Below are 15,202 nucleotides of genomic sequence, written 5' to 3'. Positions count from 1 at the left end.
ACTGCGGCTCGCTACGGCCCGGAGTACCCCGGCGGGTTGACGCCGTCCACCCAGAAGTCGACGCCGAGCTGCCCGCCCGGCACGCAGTTGTAGACCGACAGGTCGGTGACGCCGGACTCCAGCAGCACGTCCTCGCACAGCAAGGTGTTGCCGGTGTACTCGCGGGCGGGCTTGTTGAGGATGACGTATGCGGCGTCGGAGTACACCTCGGGCTTGCGGGCGCGGCCCATCGCCTCGTCACCGCCGAGCAGATTCTGCACCGCGGCGGTGGCCACCAGCGTGCGCGGCCACAGCGTGTTGGAGGCGATGCCCGCCTCGCGCATCTCCTCGGCGATTCCCAGGGCGCACAGCGTCATGCCGAACTTGGCCATCATGTACGCGGTGGGCTTCAGCCACTCCTTGCCGAGCAGCACGGGCGGCGACAGCGTCAGAATGTGCGGGTTCTGGGCGGCCTTCAGGTGCGGGATGCAGGCCTGCGACACGGCGTAGGTGCCACGCACCTGGATGCCGTTCATCAGGTCGAACCGCTTCATCGGCACCTCGGTGATGGACCCCAGGTTGATCGCCGACGCGTTGTTGACGCAGATGTCGATGCCGCCGAACTGCTCGACGGTCTTGGCCACCGCCGACTCGACGGACTCCGGATCGCGGACGTCCCCGACGATCGGCAGGGCCTGGCCGCCCGCTTCCTCGAGCTCCTTGGCGGCGGTGTAGACCGTGCCCGGCAGCTTCGGGTGCGGCTCGGCGGTCTTGGCGATCAGGGCGATGTTGGCGCCGTCTTGGGCGGCGCGTTTGGCGATCGCCAGGCCGATACCGCGGCTGGCGCCGGAGATGAACATGGTCTTGCCGTTCAGGGACATGGCGTCACATTAACGTCCTGTCCGGAAGCGGCGGACCGGGGGACGGGCGGCCGCGGATTCGACCGGGAAATAGCACGTCGCCCACCGCTGTTGACTCAACCGGTCTCTGAAGTTACGTGGGCGCACCCGGGCAGACACTGTCGGTGGCAACCTCTAGATTGGGAGGAGCGGTTTGGTGTCAGCGGCGACGAGCCTGTTGGACAGTCCAACGGGTGCCGAGCAGTTGGCTTGCTTTCTTGCAAGTCCGGCGGCGCTTTCAGTGCTGTCCGGCGACACCGCAGCGGAAGGGACCGGGGTAATCGACATGGCCGACACAGACGGCGCAACAGCACAGGAGATTCCCGATCCCGGCCCGCCGGAGACGGACGCCGAGCTGATGGCGCGCTTCGAGCGCGACGCGATTCCGCTGCTGGACCAGCTTTACGGCGGTGCGCTGCGCATGACCCGCAATCCGGCCGACGCCGAAGACCTGCTGCAAGAGACGATGGTGAAGGCGTACGCGGGGTTCCGCTCGTTCCGGGCCGGCACCAACCTCAAAGCCTGGCTGTACCGGATCCTGACCAACACCTACATCAACAGCTACCGCAAGAGGCAGCGCCAACCGGCCGAATACCCGACTGAGGAGATCACCGACTGGCAGCTGGCGTCCAACGCCGAGCACTCATCCACCGGGCTGCGCTCGGCCGAGGTCGAGGCGCTCGAGGCCCTGCCGGACAACGAGATCAAGGAAGCGCTGCAGGCGCTGCCGGAAGAATTCCGGATGGCCGTCTACTACGCCGATGTCGAGGGCTTTCCCTACAAGGAAATCGCCGAGATCATGGACACGCCCATCGGGACGGTAATGTCACGGCTGCACCGCGGCAGACGTCAACTGCGTGGGCTGCTGGCCGACGTGGCCAAGGAGCGGGGCTTCAACCGCGGCCACCAGGCGCACGAGGAGGTGTCGTCATGAGTCGCGCCGGCGATGATGCAGAGCGCAGCGATGCTGTGGGGGCACCTCCCGCTAGCGGGGGAGAGCGGCGCTTATGGGGCGACGTCTCCAGCCCCGGCGACACGTGCCCCAACGACGACGACCACGGCGCCGTCGGCTGTGCCGAGGTGATTCGCCAGGTCTGGCTCCTGCTCGACGGTGAATGCACCCCGGAGTCCCGGGACCAGCTGCGCCGGCACCTGGAGGCGTGCCCCGGCTGCTTCAAGCATTACGGCCTCGAGGAGCGGATCAAGGCGCTGATCGCCACCAAATGCAAAGGCGAGAAGGCCCCCGAGGGTCTGCGCGAGCGGCTACGGCTGGAGATCCGGCGGACCACCATCATCCGCGAGACGCACTAGCGGTCCTCAGGAGTTGGGCCGCTTGCCGTGGTTGGCTTTGCTGTGCTTGCGGTCACGCTTCTTCCGGCCACGCTTGGCCATGGGTCGAACCTCCATTGATTTGGTCATTGATCCGGGCGTCCGGCGCCCGTCAGCCTGCCGCCCAGTCTCTCATGAAAGACCGACGCGACGACAACGCCCCGTGCGCCGCGGTCCCGACTCCCCCTGTGGTTCGATGTACCTGAGCCTGACGGAAGCTTGATGGACCAGCCAGCCTGCGCAATGGCCGAAACGAGTGGGGTGAAGATGGCCGAGGATGTGCGCGCCGAGATCGTGGCCAGCGTGCTCGAAGTCGTAGTGAACGAGGGTGACCAGATCGGCAAAGGCGACATCGTGGTGCTGCTGGAGTCGATGAAGATGGAGATTCCCGTCCTGGCTGAGGTCGACGGCACCGTCAGCAAGGTGAGCGTCTCGGTGGGCGATGTCATCCAGGCGGGCGACCTGATTGCCGTGATCAGCTAGCCCCCGAAAAAGTTTGGACCGTTCTGCTGCCGGGGAATGGCCCGGGGAGTGAGTGATGTCGACTCTCGGTGATCTGCTTGCCGAACACACCGTGCTGCCGGGCAATGCGGTGGACCACCTGCATGCGGTGGTGGGGGAGTGGCAGTTGCTGGCGGACCTTTCGTTCGCCGATTACCTGATGTGGGTTCGCCGCGACGACGGCATGTTGGTGTGTGTGGCGCAGTGCCGGCCGAACACCGCGCCTACCGTGCTCGTCACCGACTCGGTGGGCAGTGTCGTGGCCGCCGACCGGCTGGCGCTCGTCGCCGAAACCTTCGACTCCGGCGTCGTCCAGCAGGATAGCGTTGGGAGACAACAGGATTCGTGGCTGCCCGGCCTGCACGTCGAGGCGTCCCCGGTGCGGTACGGCGGCCGGGTGGTGGCCGTGCTCACCCGCCATCAGACCGCCCTCGCCGCCGACCGCACGTCCGGCCAGCTGGAGACGGCATACCGGGAATGCGCCGGCGATCTCGTCCACATGCTCGCCGAGGGCACCTTCCCCGACGTGGGCGACGTGGTCATGTCGCGCTCCACCCCGCGCGCGGGCGACGGCTTCATCCGGTTGGACGTCAACGGCGTCGTCGCCTATGCCAGCCCCAACGCGGTGTCGGCCTACCACCGGATGGGCCTGACGACCGAGCTGGAGGGGCGCAACCTGGTCAAGGTCACGCGGCCGCTGGTCTCCGACCCGTTCGAGGCGCAGGAGCTGGCCGAGCACGTGCTCGACCTGTTGGCCGGCGGGCGGAGCATGCGGATGGAGGTCGACGCCGGCGGCGCCACGGTGTTGCTGCGAACGCTCCCGTTGGTGGTCGACGGCGCGAGCGCCGGTGCCGCCGTGCTGATCCGGGACGTGACGGAGGTGAAGCGTCGCGACCGGGCCCTGATCTCCAAGGACGCCACGATCCGCGAAATCCACCACCGGGTGAAGAACAACCTGCAGACGGTGGCGGCGCTGCTGCGCCTGCAGGCGCGCCGGACTGTCAACGCCGAAGGGCGCGAAGCCCTGATCGAGTCGGTGCGCCGGGTCTCGTCGATCGCGCTGGTGCACGACGCGCTGTCGATGTCCGTCGACGAACAGGTGAACCTCGACGAGGTCATCGACCGGATCCTGCCGATCATGAACGACGTCGCGTCGGTGGACCGGCCGATCCGGATCAACCGGGTCGGCGACCTCGGCGTGCTGGACTCCGACCGGGCGACGGCCCTGATCATGGTGATCACCGAACTGGTTCAGAACGCGATCGAGCACGCCTTCGACCCCGCGGTCGAAGAGGGATCGGTGACCATCCGTGCCGAGCGTTCGGCGCGCTGGCTCGACGTCGTCGTCCACGACGACGGCCGCGGGTTGCCGGAAGGCTTCAGCCTGGAGACGTCCGACAGTCTGGGCCTGCAGATCGTGCGGACGCTGGTGTCGGCGGAACTCGACGGCACGCTCGGCATGCGCCGAGCCCCGGCTCGCGGGACCGATGTGGTCTTGCGGGTGCCGATCGGCCGGCGGGCACGGTTGGTCATATAGGCGTACACACCCGGGCACAACAGTGCGGCCCCGACTTTCGTCGGGGCCGCACTGTTCGCTCTAACTGAGTCAGACTCCGCTACGGGCCTTCGTCCGGGCATTGCGACGCTTGAGTGCGCGCCGCTCGTCTTCACTCATGCCGCCCCAGACGCCCGAGTCCTGGCCGGTGTTCAGGGCCCAGGACAGGCAATCCGTGGTCACCGGGCACCGATTGCAGACCAGTTTCGCGTCAGCGATCTGCGCGAGCGCCGGACCGCTGTTCCCTACCGGGAAGAACAGCTCCGGGTCCTCGTCGCGACAGACCGCCTTGTGGCGCCAATCCATACGTTGTTACTCCTCACTGAGTGCGCAGCAAGGCGCACGGCCAATTTTCTTCGGCTGTTAACGCGTGCACAAGAAAAGGGTCCGTACCCCTATCTAAATTTCTGCATGCAACCTTTTGATCGTTTCACAGGCCCAACAGATGTCAATAGCCCTGAGTTCGCTCGTGGGCTATCTCACTTTGATGCTTCTGTAGTCGGGCCATTACTCCGTTGTACTACACTGACGGGCCGCTCTCGGGGAAACGCTTCGCCGCGCGGCCGGCGGTCTCTCCGTCTCCGCAGCTCAGAGCATATTTTTACGGGGCGGCGCGACCACGGCCAGCGCGTCCGGCACCGACTGGAAAGTCATCGTTTCGCGCACACCGAGATAATCCCCGTCGAACTGGCAGGCCACCGGGCCGCCGTTCGAGGTGACGCGCAAGCAGGGCACGTCGTCCTCGGTGATGAGGTGGTCGAAGTCGAACTTGGGCCGGTTGGCGAACATCTGGCGCACGATGCGCAGGGTGGGGATCGTTTTCATGCTCTTGGGCGCGAACACCCCCAGGCCCGACTCGAAGGTGCAGCCGGGGTTGGTCCATACCGGCCGTTCGTTGGCGAACGTCCACGGGCTGGAGTTGGACACGAACGCGAAGCTGACCCCCGTGATGGGTTCGCGGCCGGGCAGTTCGAGGGTGAGCATCGGTTCGCGGCGCGTGTAGCCCCAGACGGCGGGCACCGCCGCGCGAATGTAGCGCCACGCCGAGACCTTGCCGCCCTTGCCGCGTTCGGCCTCGACCGCCGCCACCACCTCGGCGTCGACCCCCATGCCGGTGTTGAACACGGCCCACCGCTCACCGCAGTCGATCAGGCCGATGCGGCGCCAGGTGTGGTGGTGGCGGTAGTCGTCGAGGAGCTGGATGAGCTGGTTGGTGGCGGCCACCGGGTCGCGCGAGATCCCCAGCGACCGCGCCAGCACATTCGCCGAACCGCCGGGAACCACCGCGACCGCGGGCACCGGGCCGGTGGGCCCCGAAGCCGCGCCGGGGCGGCCGAGCAGGCCGTTGACCACCCCGCTGACCGTGCCGTCGCCGCCGTGCACCACGACCAGGTCGACGCCGTCCGCGACCGCCTTCTCCGCGAGTTCGGCGCCGTGACCGCGGTGGTTGGTGTGCTCGACGGTGAGCTGCAGGCGGCTCTTGAGCGCGTTCGCCAGCAGGTCGCGACCGGCCGGGGTGGTGGTGGTGGCTGTGGGGTTCACGATCAGCACGGCGCGCATGAAGCACGAGCTTATGCGGGCGCCTTAAGGCCACGCTGTGGGGAACTCCCGCCGGCTGGGGTGACTACGCTGACGCGGGTGACAGTTTTCCGCCGCAACCCGGGGGCCGCCCCGACCGCCGTGCGCGGCGCCGGGCTCCTCGTGCTGCTGCAAGGCCTGGCCGCGCTCGTGGTGGCGGTGGCGCTGCTGGTGCGGGGCATCGCGGGAGCCGACCAGCGCGTGGTTAACGGGTTGGGCACTGCGGCGTTTTTCGTTCTGGTCGGGGCGGTGGTGCTGGCCGCCGGACGGGCGCTGACGGTCGGCAAGCGCTGGGCGCGCGGGCTGGCGGTGATCACCCAGCTGCTGCTACTGCCGGTGGCGTGGTACCTGACGGTGGACTCGCACCGGCCCGGCTTCGGGATTCCCGCGGCCATTGTCGCGCTGGCCGTGTTGGGCCTGCTCTTCAGCCCCGCGGGCGTGCGTTGGGCCGCCGGCGATCAGCGCGACTCCGCCAGCTCGGCCAACCGGGGGCCGGACAGCCGATAGGTGGTCCACTCGCGCTGCGGTTCGCCGCCGACGCCGTCGTACAGGGTGAGGGCGTCGGCGTTCCAGTTCAGCACGGCCCAGGACAACCGCGTGTAGCCGTTGTCGACGCATTCGGCCGCCAGCGTCGCCAGCAGCGCGCGGGCCAGGCCGCGGCGGCGAAACCCCGGCCGCACGAACAGGTCTTCGAGGTAGATGCCCGCCACGCCGTCCCAGGTGGAGAAGTTGAGAAACCACAGTGCCATCGCGGCGATCTCGCCCTCGACTTCCGCGACGTGCCCGTACACCGTCGGGGCGGGTCCGAAAAGGGCTGCGGCGATTTGCTTTTCGGTGACCGTGCAGTGCTCGGCGGCGCGTTCGAATTCGGCCAATTGGTGGATCATTCCGGTGATTGCGGCGGCGTCTTGCGGCGCGGCGCGGCGAATGGTCATTGCTCGACGCCCAATGCGTTGAGAATCGTCGCGAATTTCGTTGTGGTTTCGGCGACTTCCTCGTCGGGGTCGGATTCGGCTACGATGCCGCCACCGGAGCGCGCCAGCGCGGTGCGGCGGTCCGCCGATAGCTGCGCGCAGCGGATGGACACCACCCAGCGGCCGTCGCCCCGGGCGTCGCACCAACCGGCCGCCCCCGCGTAGAACCCGCGGTCGCCCTCCAGCTCGGCGATGAGCTCGACCGCGGCCTCGGTCGGCACCCCGCCGACCGCCGGAGTGGGATGCAGGGCAAGGGCCAAATCGATTGCGGTGGTCGACGTATCGCGCAGCCGGGCGCTGATCGGTGTGCACAGATGCCACACCGCCGCGGTGCGGCTCAGCTCGGGCTCGGCGGCGACGGTCAACTCGTCGCACAGCGGCTCGAGGGCGGCCCGAATGGTTTCGACGACCAGCTGGTGCTCGTGGCGATCCTTGGCGGACCCGGCCAGCGCGGCGCCGTTGGCGGCGTCGGCCTCCGGGTCGGCGGCGCGGGGCGCCGAGCCGGCGAACGGCCGGCACGTGACCCGGCTTCCGTTGCGCGCCACCAGAAGCTCCGGGCTGGCGCCCACCAGCGCCACGCCGGCGTAGTCATCGCCGGCGGCGGTGAGGTCGACGAGATAGCCGTATGCGGCCGGGTCGGCGGCGATGAGCCGGCGCAGGATGACGCGGGCGTCCAGGGGCGCGTCGGCGACCAGTCGCAGAGCGCGGGACAGCACCACCTTGCTCAGCAGGCCGTCGGGCGCGCCGAGCTGATCGCGGGCCCGGCTGATGCGGCGCCGGTAGTCGGCCGGCGACGGATCGGCGGCGGCGACGTGCACCGGCGGCACTGGGCCGGTCGGCCAGTCGGGCGGCCCGTCGGTGCGTCGCACCGCGTCGGGCACGAGCAGCGCTGCGGGCCCGTTAACGTCAAAAGGCAACGCGCCCAACACTATTGCGGCAGACCCCGAACGCAGCGCGTCCTGCGCCGCCGCCACGTCGCGGTAGCGCTCCCGCACCCCCTCCGCAACCAGGGTCTGCTTCGGTCCGCAAAGCGCGAACGGCGGCTGGGTGCTCACCCGGGTTTGATCGCCTGCGGCTGGCTGGTCAGTCCGAGTGCGGCGAGTTGTCGCACGCCATGCTCGAAACCGCACACCGCGATGGAGCCGGCCAGCATCCAGAAGCGGCTGCCCTCGACGAGCGGTAGCTCCACCCAGCGCGTGATGATCGAACGGGAGAAGTGGCTGTGCCCCACGAAGACCACGTCTCGCGAGCTCATGTGCTCCAGCGCGAACGCGACGGCCCGATCGGCGCGGTCGCTTACCTGCTGCACGCTTTCCCCGCCGGGGCAGCCGTGCGTCCAGACCAGCCAATCGGGCACCTTTTCGTGGATCTGCGGCGTCGTCAACCCCTCGTAGGAGCCGTAATCCCATTCGGCGAGCAGGGGAGAGACCTCGTCCACGGCGAGGCCGGCCAGCTTGGCCGTGGTCAGGGCGCGGATGCGCGGGCTGCTGACCACCAACGGGTCGGTGAGGTTCAGTTCACGCAGCACGCGACCGGCGAGCTCGGCCTGGACGCGGCCGGTGTCGGTCAGCTCGAGGTCGGTCCGGCCCGTGTGCTGCCCGGTTTTCGACCACTCGGTCTCGCCGTGGCGCAGCAGGACCAGTCGATGATTGTGCAAGCCCATATCGACCGATTCTGCCGGATGACATGCCGGGCCTGTCGGCAGCAGCGCGCGCCGAGCGAACGTGCCAGGATGGGCACTGTTGACCGCATGGCGACGATGCAGAGGGGAGAGCCGCGCGTATGGCTGCTAAGACCCGGGTACTGGCGGTGGCCAACCAGAAGGGCGGCGTGGCCAAGACGACGACGGTCGCCTCGCTGGGCGCCGCGATGGTGGACGAGGGATGTCGGGTGCTGCTGGTCGACCTGGATCCACAGGGCTGCCTGACCTTTTCGCTCGGCCAGGATCCCGACAAACTCCCGGTGTCGGTGCACGAGGTGCTGCTCGGTGAGGTCGAGCCGAACGCCGCGCTGGTCACCACCATGGAGGGGATGACGCTGCTGCCGGCCAACATCGACCTGGCGGGCGCCGAGGCGATGCTGTTGATGCGCGCGGGCCGCGAATACGCGCTCAAGCGCGCGTTGGCGAAGCTCTCCGACGACTTCGACGTGGTCATCATCGACTGCCCACCGTCGCTGGGTGTGCTCACCCTCAACGGGCTGACCGCCGCCGACGAGGTGATCGTGCCGCTGCAGTGCGAGACGCTCGCGCATCGCGGAGTCGGCCAGTTCCTGCGCACGGTCGCCGACGTGCAGCAGATCACCAACCCGGATCTGCGTCTGCTGGGCGCGTTGCCGACGCTGTACGACTCGCGGACCACCCACACCCGCGACGTCTTGGTGGACGTCGCCGACCGCTACAACATGCCGGTGCTGGCCCCGCCGATTCCGCGGACCGTGCGTTTCGCCGAGGCCAGCGCTTCGGGTTCGTCGGTGATGTCGGGACGCAAGAACAAGGGCGCGTCGGCGTACGCCGACCTGGCGAAGGCGCTGCTCAAGCACTGGAAGACCGGCAAGCCGCTGCCGACGTTCGCCGTCGAGGTGTAGTCCGGCGTCAGCCCAGGGCCACCACGGTGTCGCCCCGCTGCTCGAACACCTGGGATCCCGCGACGGCCGGGACCACCGCCCGTCCCGGCGTGCTTGGCGCCCGGTTCACCGGGATGTAGCGCTCGTTGGCGCCGCTGACGGGGTCGTAGACCCCGATGGCGCCGGTGACCGGCACCAGCAGGCGGCCCGCCATCATCGCGCCCGGCCCTAGCGGCGCGATCGTGGCGCCGGCCGCGATGGTGTAGCGCAGCGACAGGTTGCCCGTCCCGAAGACCATGACCGAATCGCCGGTCCACCAGGTGATCAGGCTGCCGGCGTGCGAGACCGCGCCGGCGCTCGTCGCTGGCTTGGGCAGCAGCGTGCTCGAGACGGTGGTGCCGGTCTCGTCGAGCACGTCCACCCGGGGCTGCGGGGACGGCAGATACACCGCGGTGTTGTTCTCCCACACCGCCAGCACCCGCGCGCCCGAATCCGCCCTGATCCCGGGTTCGGCCACGATGCGCTGCTGGGGTTCGTCGTCGTCCTTGCCCGGCCGCAGCAGCACGAGCCGCAGGTCCGCCTGGTTGACGCAGCTCTCCAGCACCGACACCGCCGACGAGCTGGCCGCCGCCGAGATCAGCTTGCAGCCGGAATGCAGCCCGCGTGCCGAGGGCTTGACCCGGGCGTCGGTCTCGCCGTAGGCCACCATCCGGACCATGTCCGAGCGCCACAGCTCGAGCCGGGTGTCGCCGGCCGCCAGCACCGTCGTGCCGTCGGAGGACAGCTGCACACGCGGGTCGGCGTAGCCGCTGCGGGCGGGCCCGCGGCGACCGGTGGACCCGTCAAGCGTGCTCGCCTGCCCGCACCCGCGGTCGTCCCGGTAGACGGCGACGGCGTAGTGGTACACCCAGGAGACCCCGCACAGGTCGGTGTCGCGCTCGTAGCTCCATCGGGACTGGCCCGAGGCGGGGTCGCGCCCGTCGACCCGGCGGCCGTCGCCGGTGATGACGGTCCCGCCGACCGCCACGGGCGCGGCGGTGGCCGGGCTGGCCGCGGTCCACAGTTCCTTGAGCGCGGCCGGGACCTGGCGGGCCGGGGTCGGGTTGGGCGCCGAAACGGCGGCCGGCCGGCTGATGGTGGCCCGCGCGTCGCTCGTCCACCAGATCAGCGAGGCGACGACGGCGACAATCACGGCTATCGCCGCGGCGGCCAAAACGTCGCCCTTGGTCCGGCGTTCGGGTCTGACCATCCGCGGGCGCGCGACTCAGCTGGCGTTGGCGCCGGCTTCGGCGGGCTTGCGGCGCCGACGGCGGCGGCGGCTGCTTCCGCCGTTAGCGGGCGCTTCCGCGGCGGCTTCGCCGTTGGGGGCGCCGGCCGCGGCATTCCCGCCCGGATGTGCGGTGGTGGGTTGGCCGCCGCGGGTGCGCCGCCGCGGCGCGCCGGAGCGGGCCCGCCCGGACCGGTCCGCCTTCTGGCCAGCGCGCTCGCTGGTGCGGCGCTGGCCCTGCGGCTTCTTCGGCGAGCCGACAGCGCCGCCCGCGCCGGCCGGAATGCCCATCTCTTCGTAGAGGTGCGGCGAGTTCGAGTAGGTCTCGGCGGGCTCGGGGGTTTCCAGGCCCAGCGCCTTGTCGATCATCGACCACCGGGGCAACTCGTCCCAGTCGACCAGGGTGACGGCGATCCCGGTCTTGCCGGCGCGGCCGGTGCGGCCGATGCGGTGCACGTAGGCCTGTTCGTCCTCGGGGATTTGGTAGTTGATGACGTGGGTGATGTCGTCGATGTCGATGCCGCGGGCGGCCACATCCGTGGCGACCAGGACGTCGATGTCGCCGCCGCGGAAGGCTTTGAGCGCCTTCTCGCGGGCGATCTGCCCGAGGTCGCCGTGCACGGCCCCGACCTTGAAGCCGCGCTCGGCCAGCTCGTCGGCGACCTTCTGGGCGGTGCGCTTGGTGCGGGTGAAGATCATCGTCGCGCCGCGGCCCTCGGCCTGCAGTATCCGGCTGACCATCTCGACCTTGTCCAGGGCGTGGGCGCGGTAGACGAACTGCTCGGTGGTGTCGTGCGTGGCGGCCGAGTGCGGCGCCTCCGCCCGGATGTGGGTGGGCTGGTTCATGAAGGTGCGGGCCAGCGTGATGATCGGGCCCGGCATGGTCGCCGAGAACAGCATGGATTGCCGGTCCTCGGGGATCTGGCGCAGGATGCGCTCGATGTCGGGCAGAAAGCCCAGGTCGAGCATCTCGTCGGCCTCGTCGAGCACCAGCATGGACAGCCCACCCAGCTGCAGGTGGCCCTGCTGGGCCAGGTCGAGCAGCCGGCCGGGGGTGCCGACCACGACGTCGGCGCCGGCCTGCAGCGCCTCGATCTGCGGCTCGTAGGCCCGCCCGCCGTAGATCGACACGACGGAAAGGGGCCGGCCCTCGTCGGCGGTGAGGTACTTGGCCGCGGCGGCCAGGTCCTCGGTGACCTGCAGGCACAGCTCACGGGTCGGCACCACGACCAGGGCCCGCGGTGTGCCGTTGAGCTCCCGCACGCCGACGCCGGACGTGATGCGGTTCAGCAGCGGCACGCCGAAGGCCAGGGTCTTGCCCATGCCGGTGCGGGCCTGGCCGATCACGTCGTCGCCGGCGAGCGCCAGCGGCATGGTCAGTTCCTGGATGGCAAAGGGGCGCTCGATGCCCTTTTCCGCGAGTGCGCGGACGATTTCGTCGCGAACGCCGAGGTTGGCAAAAGTCAATTCAGTTGTGCTGGTGAGTGCGCTCATGCGTGGGTAGTAACCCTTTCGGTGACGTATCGGTTTGTGTCGGTGTTTCTCTGTCGCGGTCACGCGCGCACGAGTTCCGACTCCGAATACGTCGCCGAGTCGCGGGCCCCTGCTCAATCTGGGCGGGCCAGCTGTGCACGCACATTTCGCCGATAGCGGCTTGGGAAAGAAATACAGCCGCTATCTACGTACATGATAGCTGGTCGACAGCTGGCCCCCATTTAGCGCCAGGTCCGCCGACTACAGTGTTGCCATGACCCGGCCCTCTTGCCAGTCCTCGGAAGCCGAACTCGAAGCCGACCAGGCGGGCGACTCGCCCGCCCCGCGTCTGCCGGCCGACCACCCGGGTGTCAACGAGTTGTTCGCGGTCCTGGCATACGGCGAGATCGCCGCGTTCTATCGGCTCACCGACGAGGCCCGGATGGCCCCCGACCTGCGCGGACGGATTTCCATGGCCAGCATGGCCGCCGCCGAGATGCAGCACTACGAGCTGCTGCGCGACGCCCTGGAAAGCCGGGGCGTCGACGTGGTGCCGGCGATGTCGAAGTACGTTTCGGCGCTGGAGAACTACCACCGGCTGACGATGCCCAGCACGTGGCTGGAAGCCCTGGTGAAGACCTATGTCGGCGACGCCCTGGCCGCCGACCTGTATCTGGAGATCGCCGACGGGCTGCCCGACGAGATCGCCGACGTGGTGCGGGCGGCGCTGTCCGAGACCGGGCACTCACAGTTCGTCGTCGCTGAGGTGCGCGCCGCCGTGACCTCCAGCGGCAAGCAGCGCAGCCGGCTGGCGCTGTGGTCGCGCCGCCTGTTCGGCGAGGCGATCACGCAGGCTCAGTACCTGCTGGCCGACCACGACGAGCTCGTCGACCTGGTGATGTCGGGCTCGGGCGCCGGGGGCCTGGGCCAGCTCAACGCGTTCTTCGACCGGCTGCAGCGGACCCACGACCGGCGGATGCACGAACTCGGCCTGAGCTGACGCTCAGCCGTGATCGCAAGCGCGGCGCAGCCGGGCGCAGCGGGTCACGGCCATCGGACTCAGCCGTGATCGCAAGCGCGGCGCAGCCGGGCGCAGCGGGTCACGGCCATCGGACTCAGCGCGTGCAGGTCGCCAGGCTCGAGTTGGTGGTCGACACGGCAACCAGTTGACCGGCGGCGTTGACGATCGAGCAGTTGAGCCGGCCGTAGAAGCTGGTCGCGACGACGGACGGGGTCTGGACGCTGGGGCTCAAGATCACCGCCTTGGTCCACGGCAGCGACACGTTGAACTCGGTCTGGGACGCGCCGCTCCCGTCGGTGTAGACGATGTTCACCAGGTCCAGCAGCTGCTTGGTGCCGGTCACGTTGTAGACGACGGTGCGCGGGTTGAGTGCGGCCGGCGGCGGCGTCAGCGTCAGGGGCGGAGCGGCGGTCGGCGTTCCCGTCGGCGCGAGGCTCGGGGATGCGCTGGGCGTGGTCACGGTGGTGACCGTTTCGGGCGGCAATGGCGTGCGCGACGGGCTGGGCTGCGCGCTGGGCGGGACGGAGCTCTTGGTGGTGGCGGGCGCGGACGTCACCGGCTGGGGGGCCGGTGCGACGGTGGCCTTGGTCGTAGCGCTGTCGCCGCTGTTGATGATGACGGCGGTCGCGATCGCGCCGACGGCCACCACGGCGCCGAGGATCGCCATGACCGGGCGCCAGCGCAGCTCGGCCGGCCAGCCGGTCCACGTGTAGTCGCCCTCGGGGTAGGCGTTGGCTCCGTAGAGCTCGTCGGTCTGGTCTTCGGGGTAGTCCCGGACCTCGTCGAGATCGGCCAGTGTGGTGCCCATGGGGCCGAAGGTAGCCATGTGAAAACACGAACCGGGCCTCGCGCCCGGGTCTGAGCCCAGTCGCAAGCGAATCGTTATCTGCTCGCGACCGATGTTTCGCTCAGCGCGAACCGCGCGGTGGGGGCTGTCGCGGATGCGGGCCCGCGGCGTCCACTAACCTGCAGCTGACAGGTCTGTCGACTTCAATGCCTACGGAAGGGGTGACCGTGGAGGTCAAGATCGGTATCACGGACAGTCCGCGGGAGCTGGTCCTCTCCAGCGCGCAGACGCCGGCCGAAGTCGAAGAGCTGGTCAGCGCCGCGCTGAGTGAGGGACCGGGCCTGCTGAGGCTCAACGACGAGCGGGGACGCCGCTTCCTCGTCCACACCAGCAAGATCGCCTACGTCGAGATCGGTCCCGCCGACGCACGCCGGGTCGGCTTCGGCATCGGCGCCGAAGTCGGAAGGCTCACCGGCAAGGGCGCTAAAGCCGAGTAAGCGGCACGTGTGAGAGCCCACCCCAGGCGAACTGGACGGTGCCGTCGACGGCGTCCGCCTTGGAGATCGGGCGGTCGGAGTCGAGCCAGTATCGGGCGCAGTCGACGCTGATGCCCACCAGCCCCACCGCGATCATCCGGGCGCGGTGCGGGTCGAGCCCGGAGTCCTCGCTGATCAAAGCGAACACCGCGTCGATGCACGATTCGGTGGCGACCCGCACCTGCGCGGCCACCTCGGGTTCGGTGACGTAGTCGTTTTCGAAGATCAGCCGGTAACCCTGGCCGTCGTGCTCGATGAAGTCGAAGAACGCCTGCACCGCGGCGTGCAGCCGCCGGCGGTTGTCGGTGGTGGTGTTCAGCGCCTGCTGCACGCCCGAGACGAGATTCTCGACGTGTCGGGCGAGCACGGCCAGGTAAAGCTCCAGTTTGCTCGAAAAGTGTTGATAGAGAACCGGTTTGCTGACTCCTGCCCGGTCAGCGATCTCGTCCATGCCGGCGGCGTGGTAGCCGCGATCGACGAAGACATCGCTGGCGACGCTGAGCAACTGACCGCGACGCTCATCCCGGGGCAACCGGTTGCCACGCCGGCCCGAAGCCGCAATGCCGTCCCCGGGCCGACTGCGTTCGGTCGATTTGACGGCACGCCGCGCCCCGGCTTTGGCGAGTTCGCTCATCGAGTCCTCATCTGATGTGTCGGCAACCGGCCGCCGGCACTGGTGGGCCGGCCGCGTGCGGCTCGTTGCGACAGACATTACTACCCGCATCGTCCCGGTGACCG

18 protein-coding genes are annotated in these 15,202 nt (G+C 69.3%); 8 read left to right on the top strand and 10 right to left on the bottom strand.

Annotated features, from left to right (window positions below; translation table 11 throughout):
* Positions 1–11: 11 nt before the first annotated feature.
* A complete protein-coding gene (locus A5678_RS17535) occupies positions 12–860 on the bottom strand; it encodes an NAD(P)-dependent oxidoreductase (protein WP_068044558.1) in 849 nt (282 codons plus the stop codon).
* 304 nt (positions 861–1,164) lie between these two features.
* Here A5678_RS17535 and A5678_RS17530 point away from each other — a divergent pair, with 304 nt between their 5' ends.
* The 4 genes from A5678_RS17530 (at position 1,165) to A5678_RS17515 (ending at position 4,245) form a co-directional block, all read left to right on the top strand.
* Positions 1,165–1,812 (top strand): sigma-70 family RNA polymerase sigma factor, encoded by a 648-nt coding sequence (locus tag A5678_RS17530; protein ID WP_197502176.1) that lies wholly within the window; start codon positions 1,165–1,167, stop codon positions 1,810–1,812.
* A 146-nt stretch (positions 1,813–1,958) separates the two neighbouring features.
* Complete coding sequence (gene rsrA / locus A5678_RS17525) at positions 1,959–2,189, top strand: mycothiol system anti-sigma-R factor (RefSeq protein ID WP_068044554.1); 231 nt, start codon at positions 1,959–1,961, stop codon at positions 2,187–2,189.
* Positions 2,190–2,474: 285 nt separating this feature from the next.
* Positions 2,475–2,690 (top strand): biotin/lipoyl-binding carrier protein, encoded by a 216-nt coding sequence (locus A5678_RS17520; protein WP_040622133.1) that lies wholly within the window; start codon positions 2,475–2,477, stop codon positions 2,688–2,690.
* Between the two features lie 55 nt (positions 2,691–2,745).
* Entirely contained in the window at positions 2,746–4,245 is a 1,500-nt protein-coding gene (locus A5678_RS17515; RefSeq protein ID WP_068044552.1) for a sensor histidine kinase, read from the top strand.
* A gap of 69 nt (positions 4,246–4,314) precedes the next feature.
* Here A5678_RS17515 and whiB1 read toward each other — a convergent pair whose 3' ends face one another.
* Together whiB1 and A5678_RS17505 are read right to left on the bottom strand one after the other, a co-directional pair.
* Positions 4,315–4,569 carry a transcriptional regulator WhiB1 gene (gene whiB1, locus A5678_RS17510; RefSeq protein WP_007168139.1) on the bottom strand — a complete coding sequence of 85 codons (255 nt, stop codon included), beginning with the start codon at positions 4,567–4,569 and terminating at the stop codon, positions 4,315–4,317.
* A 282-nt stretch (positions 4,570–4,851) separates the two neighbouring features.
* Complete coding sequence (locus tag A5678_RS17505) at positions 4,852–5,823, bottom strand: diacylglycerol kinase family protein (protein ID WP_068044550.1); 972 nt, start codon at positions 5,821–5,823, stop codon at positions 4,852–4,854.
* Positions 5,824–5,901: 78 nt separating this feature from the next.
* Between A5678_RS17505 and A5678_RS17500 the strand changes: the two genes are divergently transcribed.
* A complete protein-coding gene (locus A5678_RS17500) occupies positions 5,902–6,348 on the top strand; it encodes a hypothetical protein (RefSeq protein WP_068044547.1) in 447 nt (148 codons plus the stop codon).
* On the opposite strand, the gene A5678_RS17495 is transcribed toward A5678_RS17500, so the two are convergent.
* The 3 genes from A5678_RS17495 to A5678_RS17485 are packed head-to-tail and all read right to left on the bottom strand — an operon-like array spanning position 6,300 to position 8,478.
* The gene (locus A5678_RS17495; protein WP_068044545.1) at positions 6,300–6,776 is read right to left on the bottom strand and encodes a GNAT family N-acetyltransferase; all 477 of its coding nucleotides are present in this window, start codon (positions 6,774–6,776) and stop codon (positions 6,300–6,302) included. The genes A5678_RS17500 and A5678_RS17495 overlap by 49 nt on opposite strands.
* A complete protein-coding gene (locus A5678_RS17490) occupies positions 6,773–7,870 on the bottom strand; it encodes an isochorismate synthase MenF (protein WP_068044543.1) in 1,098 nt (365 codons plus the stop codon). Before A5678_RS17490 ends, A5678_RS17495 begins: the two co-directional genes overlap by 4 nt.
* Positions 7,867–8,478, bottom strand: a complete 612-nt coding sequence (locus A5678_RS17485) for an acid phosphatase (protein ID WP_068044541.1) — start codon at positions 8,476–8,478, stop codon at positions 7,867–7,869. The genes A5678_RS17490 and A5678_RS17485 overlap by 4 nt, the downstream gene beginning before the upstream one ends.
* A 119-nt stretch (positions 8,479–8,597) precedes the next feature.
* Between A5678_RS17485 and A5678_RS17480 the strand changes: the two genes are divergently transcribed.
* Positions 8,598–9,401: a ParA family protein gene (locus A5678_RS17480; protein ID WP_068044539.1), complete on the top strand. Its 804-nt coding sequence runs from the start codon at positions 8,598–8,600 to the stop codon at positions 9,399–9,401.
* 7 nt (positions 9,402–9,408) lie between these two features.
* Here A5678_RS17480 and A5678_RS17475 read toward each other — a convergent pair whose 3' ends face one another.
* On the bottom strand, positions 9,409–10,629 hold the full coding sequence (locus A5678_RS17475) for a hypothetical protein (RefSeq protein ID WP_068044537.1): 1,221 nt from the start codon (positions 10,627–10,629) through the stop codon (positions 9,409–9,411).
* A 15-nt stretch (positions 10,630–10,644) separates the two neighbouring features.
* A complete protein-coding gene (locus A5678_RS17470; RefSeq protein ID WP_068044535.1) occupies positions 10,645–12,141 on the bottom strand; it encodes a DEAD/DEAH box helicase in 1,497 nt (498 codons plus the stop codon).
* 253 nt (positions 12,142–12,394) lie between these two features.
* Between A5678_RS17470 and A5678_RS17465 the strand changes: the two genes are divergently transcribed.
* Positions 12,395–13,120, top strand: a complete 726-nt coding sequence (locus tag A5678_RS17465; RefSeq protein WP_068044533.1) for a ferritin-like fold-containing protein — start codon at positions 12,395–12,397, stop codon at positions 13,118–13,120.
* 115 nt (positions 13,121–13,235) lie between these two features.
* On the opposite strand, the gene A5678_RS17460 is transcribed toward A5678_RS17465, so the two are convergent.
* A complete protein-coding gene (locus A5678_RS17460) occupies positions 13,236–13,949 on the bottom strand; it encodes an MmpS family transport accessory protein (protein ID WP_068044531.1) in 714 nt (237 codons plus the stop codon).
* Positions 13,950–14,155: 206 nt separating this feature from the next.
* Between A5678_RS17460 and A5678_RS17455 the strand changes: the two genes are divergently transcribed.
* Positions 14,156–14,425, top strand: a complete 270-nt coding sequence (locus A5678_RS17455) for a DUF3107 domain-containing protein (protein ID WP_068044643.1) — start codon at positions 14,156–14,158, stop codon at positions 14,423–14,425.
* Here A5678_RS17455 and A5678_RS17450 read toward each other — a convergent pair.
* Positions 14,412–15,098 (bottom strand): TetR/AcrR family transcriptional regulator, encoded by a 687-nt coding sequence (locus tag A5678_RS17450; RefSeq protein WP_068044529.1) that lies wholly within the window; start codon positions 15,096–15,098, stop codon positions 14,412–14,414. The two genes, A5678_RS17455 and A5678_RS17450, sit on opposite strands and share 14 nt — an antisense overlap.
* Positions 15,099–15,202 lie beyond the last annotated feature (104 nt).

The organism is Mycobacterium sp. E2733 (genome assembly GCF_001667585.1).
Lineage (GTDB): Bacteria > Actinomycetota > Actinomycetes > Mycobacteriales > Mycobacteriaceae > Mycobacterium.
This window is presented reverse-complemented; position numbering and strand designations above follow the sequence as displayed.

Excerpts from the sequence above, each read along its gene's own strand:
- A5678_RS17535 (WP_068044558.1), bottom strand. The coding sequence starts at position 860 with ATGTCCCTGAACGGCAAGACCATGTTCATCTCCGGCGCCAGCCGCGGT.
- A5678_RS17530 (WP_197502176.1), top strand. The coding sequence starts at position 1,165 with ATGGCCGACACAGACGGCGCAACAGCACAGGAGATTCCCGATCCCGGC.
- A5678_RS17520 (WP_040622133.1), top strand. The coding sequence starts at position 2,475 with ATGGCCGAGGATGTGCGCGCCGAGATCGTGGCCAGCGTGCTCGAAGTC.
- A5678_RS17515 (WP_068044552.1), top strand. The coding sequence starts at position 2,746 with ATGTCGACTCTCGGTGATCTGCTTGCCGAACACACCGTGCTGCCGGGC.
- whiB1 (WP_007168139.1), bottom strand. The coding sequence starts at position 4,569 with ATGGATTGGCGCCACAAGGCGGTCTGTCGCGACGAGGACCCGGAGCTG.
- A5678_RS17505 (WP_068044550.1), bottom strand. The coding sequence starts at position 5,823 with ATGCGCGCCGTGCTGATCGTGAACCCCACAGCCACCACCACCACCCCG.
- A5678_RS17495 (WP_068044545.1), bottom strand. The coding sequence starts at position 6,776 with ATGACCATTCGCCGCGCCGCGCCGCAAGACGCCGCCGCAATCACCGGA.
- A5678_RS17485 (WP_068044541.1), bottom strand. The coding sequence starts at position 8,478 with ATGGGCTTGCACAATCATCGACTGGTCCTGCTGCGCCACGGCGAGACC.
- A5678_RS17480 (WP_068044539.1), top strand. The coding sequence starts at position 8,598 with ATGGCTGCTAAGACCCGGGTACTGGCGGTGGCCAACCAGAAGGGCGGC.
- A5678_RS17475 (WP_068044537.1), bottom strand. The coding sequence starts at position 10,629 with ATGGTCAGACCCGAACGCCGGACCAAGGGCGACGTTTTGGCCGCCGCG.
- A5678_RS17470 (WP_068044535.1), bottom strand. The coding sequence starts at position 12,141 with ATGAGCGCACTCACCAGCACAACTGAATTGACTTTTGCCAACCTCGGC.
- A5678_RS17465 (WP_068044533.1), top strand. The coding sequence starts at position 12,395 with ATGACCCGGCCCTCTTGCCAGTCCTCGGAAGCCGAACTCGAAGCCGAC.
- A5678_RS17460 (WP_068044531.1), bottom strand. The coding sequence starts at position 13,949 with ATGGGCACCACACTGGCCGATCTCGACGAGGTCCGGGACTACCCCGAA.
- A5678_RS17450 (WP_068044529.1), bottom strand. The coding sequence starts at position 15,098 with ATGAGCGAACTCGCCAAAGCCGGGGCGCGGCGTGCCGTCAAATCGACC.